This window comes from Mycobacterium sp. (genome assembly GCF_049585075.1).
GTDB lineage: Bacteria > Actinomycetota > Actinomycetes > Mycobacteriales > Mycobacteriaceae > Mycobacterium.
Map to the genome: position 1 here is coordinate 1 of NZ_JBAUZA010000549.1, position 4,007 is coordinate 4,007.

A 4,007-nucleotide genomic window follows, 5' to 3' on the forward strand; every position below is an offset into this window, starting at 1 on the left:
GATGAGTGCTGCGTCAATGGCGACGGCGCGGCTGATGGAGACCTGGGCACACGGACTCGACGTCGCCGACGCCCTGGGCGTCACTCGGGTGCCGACCGATCGGCTGCATTCCGTCGCCCATATCGGCGTGCGCACCCGCGACTACGCCTTTGCCGTCAACGGGCTGCCCGCACCCACCGAGCCGTTTCTTGTCGAGCTGCGCGCCCCTAACGGCAGCACCTGGTCATGGGGACCGCCGGACGCCGCGCAGCGAGTCACCGGCGGCGCCGAGGACTTCTGTTTTCTTGTCACCCAGCGGCGGGCGCTGCGCGATCTTGATTTGACCGCCGAGGGTGCGGATGCGCAGCACTGGCTGCAGATCGCCCAGGCCTTCGCCGGCCCGCCGGGCGTCGGTCGATGAGCGTGGAACGCGCGAAGAGAACCGCGCCCACTAGCCGGAGCCCGGGGCGGTAACGGGAATCGACATGGCTGAAACTGTCTCGATCCTGCCGCGCGAGCTGACCGAAGGGCTTTCCGACGAAGTCCGCAACGCCCCGCCGCCGCCCACGCCGATCCTGACCGAGCCCTACGCGCTGCGCCTGGTCGATCCGGACGCCGACGCCGAGATGATCGCCGAGTGGATGAGCATGCCGCATCTGGTCGAGACCTGGGAGTCAGCGTGGCCCGTGGCGCGCTGGCGCAAATACCTGCAGGCCCAGCTCGACGGCAACTACTCTCGGCCGTTCGTCGGCTGTTTGCATGGCCAACCCGGCGGCTACGTCGAGGTGTACCGGGCGGCGAAGGATTCCATCGCGACCCGATATCAGGCCGACGCCAACGACATTGGCGTGCACGCGGCCATCGCCGATCTGACGCTGGTCAACAATGGCCTTGGCCCGTTTCTTCTGCCGCGCATCGTGGTCAGCATCTTCGAGCTCGAACCCCGTTGTCGCCGAATCATGTTCGACCCCGACCATCGCAACACCAAGGCGCGGCGGGTGTGTGAAATCGCCGGCTGCACATTCCTCGGCGAGCACGACATGAGCAATCGGCGGATGGCGCTCTACGCCCTACCCCGGCCCGATGACTACTCGACGTAGGGTGTCTACGTTTTCGGTTGCACCGCGCTGGCCGCATCAGCGGTGCCGTCACCGTCGGTGTCGGTCAGCTTGACGTCCCACCGCCCGTCGCCGTCGGTATCGACGTAGCCCGTCACGCCGTTCTCGTCGGCTTCGATTACTCTGTCGGCCAACCCATTTCCATCGCTATCGAGCAGCCGGTCATCGGCTTGGCCGTCGCCGTCGAAGTCCACCAGTGGCCCGCCGGTGTGCTCGACGCCGTCGAGCCCTGCCCACCGGAGTTGGTGGCCCGCTCGCGGCGGACTCGCCGCCACCGCCCAGGTCCCCGACCCGTCATCGGTGAAGTAGCGTGCAGCGGTGCCTTCAAGGCCCCCGTTGTCGAGATCAAGCACGGCATGGTCGGCGATGCCGTCGCCGTTGAAATCAGCCAAGGCGTCATCGGCTAGGCCGTCGCCGTCGAAATCCAGGCCCACCGCATCCAGCCGGCCGTCACCGTCCAGGTCGAGGTCCGGGCCGCGCTCCCACATCGTTGCCGTGCCGTCGCCGTCGCCCAAGCAATACTCCATGCCAAATCTGACGCCGCCGGAGCGCTACCGGTTCCCGCGGGAGCTCCACCAGGCCATCAGCTCGGCCGTCGCCTCATCGCGAGTCAGCGGTCCACGGTCCAGCCGGAGTTCTTTGAGGTAGTTCCACGCCTGGCCCACCTGTGGGCCAGGCGGAATGCCCAGCAGTTCCATGATCTCGTTGCCGTCCAAATCGGGACGGACCCGCTGCAGATCCTCCTGGGCGGCCAGCTCGGCGATGCGGGCCTCCAGGCTGTCGTAGTTGGCCTGCAGCCGGGCGGCTCGGCGCCGGTTGCGGGTAGTGCAGTCGGCCCGTACCAACTTGTGCAGCCGCGGCAACAACGGCCCCGCGTCGGTGACATAGCGGCGCACCGCCGAGTCGGTCCACCGGCCCTCGCCGTATCCGTGGAACCGCAGATGCAGGTACACCAGCTGCGATATGTCGTCGACCATTTGTTTGGAATATTTCAACGCCCGCAACCGCTTTCGGGCCATCTTGGCGCCGACCACCTCGTGGTGGTGGAAGCTGACACCGCCGTCGGGCTCGTGCTTGCGGGTGGCCGGCTTGCCGATGTCGTGCAGCAGCGCCGCCCAGCGCAACACCAAATCAGGCTCGTCGTCTTCCAAGGCGATCGCCTGGCGCAGCACGGTCAGCGAATGCTGGTAGACGTCTTTGTGCTGGTGGTGCTCGTCGATCGCCATTTTCATGCCGCCTACCTCGGGCAGCACGACCTCGCCCATCCCGGTCTGCACCATCAGGTCGATACCCGCCAGCGGGTCGTCGCCCAGCAGCAGCTTGTCCAACTCGGCCGCCACCCGTTCGGCGGTGATCCGGGCCAGCTCCGGCGCCATCTCCTCGATCGCCGAGCGCACCCGCGGGGCAACTGCAAAGCCCAGTTGCGAGACGAACCGCGCGGCGCGCAACATCCGCAGCGGGTCGTCGCCGAACGACTCCGACGGGGTCGCCGGAGTGTCCAGCACGCCTGCGCGCAGCGCGGCCAAACCGCCTAGCGGGTCGACGAATTCGCCGGGCCCGGCCGCCGTTACGCGCACCGCCATCGCGTTCACGGTGAAGTCGCGGCGCACCAGATCCTCGTCCAGCGAGTCGCCGAATCGCACTTCTGGATTGCGCGACACCCGGTCATAGCGGTCGGCCCTGAAGGTGGTGATCTCCAGCCGATGTTCGGCCTTGCCCACGCCGACGGTGCCGAACTCGATACCGGTGTCCCACGACGCGTCTGCCCACCCTCGCAGCAACTTCTGCACCTGCTCTGGCCGGGCGTTGGTGGTGAAGTCCAGATCGGGGCTCAGCCGGCCCATCAGCGCATCCCGCACCGACCCGCCCACCAGATACAACTCGTGGCCGGCGGCGGCGAACATCGAGCCGAGCTCGCTCAGCACGTCGGCGTGCCTGTTCAAGGCAACCGCGGCGGCGGTCAGCAGATCGGCATCGTCGGTGGTTTCCGGCACGTTCGATGAGAATAGTCCGGTTCCAGCCCGGGTCGTTCCAGCCCGCATCGTCGGCTTACGCGATGAGGCTGATCTGCCGTCGGGCAGCACCCGACCGGCGAGTGCGCCGGGGAGCGTCTTAGCACGCCAGCTACTATCGCTTGGGTGTCGGAAGGCGAAAAAGCGCAACCGCGTCGGCGCCGGGGGAGGCGTCGTGGTCGGCGCGGCGCCGGTTCCGGTCGCGGCCAAACCGACAAAGCCGCGATCGACGGCAGCACGCCAGCCGCCGGTGAAAAGCCCGGCCGGTCGCGGGCCACCCGCCGCGGCCCTGAACGACTCCGCACTGTGCACGAAACGTCCGCTGGCGGACTGGTCATCGACAACATCGATAGACCCCGCGAAGAGCAGGTCGCCGCGCTGATCGGCCGCGTCGACCGCCGCGGTCGGATGCTGTGGTCGTTGCCGAAAGGACACATCGAGCTCGGGGAGACGGCCGAGCAGACCGCGATCCGCGAGGTCGCCGAAGAGACCGGGATCCAGGGCAGCGTGTTGGCGGCGCTCGGCCGAATCGACTACTGGTTCGTCACTGACGGACGGCGAGTGCACAAGACCGTGCACCACTATTTAATGCGCTTCTCGGGCGGCGAGCTGTGCGATGAGGACGTCGAGGTCGCCGAGGTGGCCTGGGTGCCGATCCCCGAGTTGCCGTCCCGGCTGGCCTATGCCGACGAGCGCAAGCTGGCCGAGGTGGCCGACGAGCTGATCGACAAGTTGCAGACCGACGGCCCGGCCGCGTTGCCGCCACTGCCGCCCACGTCGCCACGGCGGCGTCCGCAAACTCACTCGCGCACCCGCAACCGTCGGCCCGACGAGTCGGTGCGAGGCCGGAAGAACGGTCGCGGTCCAGGGCCGTGACCCGCTCGCGGCTGTTACAAGT

The 4,007-nt window shown here is 67.9% G+C and carries 5 protein-coding genes; 3 read left to right on the plus strand and 2 right to left on the minus strand.

The annotated features are described in order from the left end of the window. Together WB785_RS25020 and WB785_RS25025 are read left to right on the plus strand one after the other, a co-directional pair. Positions 1-400 (plus strand): maleylpyruvate isomerase family mycothiol-dependent enzyme (locus WB785_RS25020; protein ID WP_424082839.1); only part of this gene is annotated, 400 nt, incomplete at its 5' end. A 64-nt stretch (positions 401-464) separates the two neighbouring features. Continuing rightward, positions 465-1,079 (plus strand): GNAT family N-acetyltransferase, encoded by a 615-nt coding sequence (locus WB785_RS25025; protein ID WP_424082841.1) that lies wholly within the window; start codon positions 465-467, stop codon positions 1,077-1,079. A gap of 5 nt (positions 1,080-1,084) precedes the next feature. On the opposite strand, the gene WB785_RS25030 is transcribed toward WB785_RS25025, so the two are convergent. Together WB785_RS25030 and WB785_RS25035 are read right to left on the minus strand one after the other, a co-directional pair. Next, positions 1,085-1,624, minus strand: a complete 540-nt coding sequence (locus WB785_RS25030) for a pullulanase (RefSeq protein ID WP_424082843.1) — start codon at positions 1,622-1,624, stop codon at positions 1,085-1,087. Between the two features lie 24 nt (positions 1,625-1,648). Next, positions 1,649-3,139, minus strand: coding sequence for a CCA tRNA nucleotidyltransferase (locus WB785_RS25035; RefSeq protein WP_424082845.1), 1,491 nt, complete (start codon positions 3,137-3,139; stop codon positions 1,649-1,651). Positions 3,140-3,235: 96 nt separating this feature from the next. Here WB785_RS25035 and WB785_RS25040 point away from each other — a divergent pair, with 96 nt between their 5' ends. Next, a complete protein-coding gene (locus tag WB785_RS25040; RefSeq protein ID WP_424082846.1) occupies positions 3,236-3,985 on the plus strand; it encodes an NUDIX hydrolase in 750 nt (249 codons plus the stop codon). Positions 3,986-4,007: the final 22 nt, after the last annotated feature.